Source organism: Streptomyces sp. NRRL S-1022 (genome assembly GCF_000720135.1).
Lineage (GTDB): Bacteria > Actinomycetota > Actinomycetes > Streptomycetales > Streptomycetaceae > Streptomyces.
Genome location: NZ_JOIU01000092.1, coordinates 1 through 1034, shown reverse-complemented (window position 1 = coordinate 1034; position 1034 = coordinate 1). Strand labels below are relative to the sequence as shown.

Below are 1034 nucleotides of genomic sequence, written 5' to 3'. Positions count from 1 at the left end.
GTCGTGTGCCTCGGTGGGACCTGGCGTTTCACATTGTTCGTGCCGGGGCCAGGTCGGCGGTCTGCTGGTGGGACAGCAGGGCGGCGACGGCTTGCACGGTGTCGCTCATGTGCTCGCGGCGGCCGAGGGGGCGCCCCAGCGCCCGCCAGTTCTTCAAATGCGCGATGCCGTGCTCGACGCGGATGCGCCGCGAGGAGTGCGCCTTGCGCTGTCGTTCGTGCATCTCCTCGTACCAGTCCGGGGCGTTCTTCTTGAACTTGCGGTGCGGTGGCGTCACCACGCGCCCGCCGGTCTGCGCACCCAGACCCTGATAGCCGGCATCAGCGAGAATCTCTACGGCCGGGCCGCCCTCCAGGAGCCTGACCAGCCCTAACTGGCGGGCATGGGTGATGTCCGCGCAGCTGCCGTGCTGAGTCGGACTGCAGAAGAGCACCCGGCCGTCGCCGCCCGTGACGACCATGGTCTTGACCGCGTTCTGCTTGCTCTTGCCGGAGATGAACTTGTCCCGGTCCTTGCGGCCGGCGGCCGGCCTCCGGACCCGGATCTCGGTTCCGTCGATGATGCCGGTCTTCCCGCTGGCGCCGAGATGGTCGACGACCTCGGCGAGGGTCCGCAGCCGCACTCCGGGGCTGATGGTGCAGCCTCGCTCGGCGAGCAGCGGCCGCACCTCGCCGATGGCACGGGTGATGGTGGAGCGGTCGACACCGAACCAGCAGGCCAGCACGTCGTGCGTGGTGGCGTGGCGGAGATGCACGAGCGTGGCGAGAAGCCGGTCGACGAACACCAGGCGGTGCTTCGCGCCCGCGCCCACAGCCCGCTTCCGTGGCCTGGACGCAAGCTTGGCCTGGTGTCGAGCGTGCCACAACGGGCCTACCTCTGCGACGAGTTCAGCGATCACCTCAGCCGACAGACCCGTGATCCTCCGGTCGCTGATGATCGCTGCACGAGACGCGTTCCCCACCACACAACCATGATCGACGATCGAGAACTCGACGCCTCCCCGCCTACCGTGCACGAGCTCGTAAGGGTTGTCC

The 1034-nt window shown here is 68.5% G+C and carries 1 protein-coding gene; it reads right to left on the bottom strand.

Annotated elements, in window-relative coordinates:
* Nucleotides 1-28 precede the first annotated feature (28 nt).
* Nucleotides 29-961 carry a transposase family protein gene (locus IG05_RS0140930; protein WP_324605059.1) on the bottom strand — a complete coding sequence of 311 codons (933 nt, stop codon included), beginning with the start codon at nt 959-961 and terminating at the stop codon, nt 29-31.
* Nucleotides 962-1034: the final 73 nt, after the last annotated feature.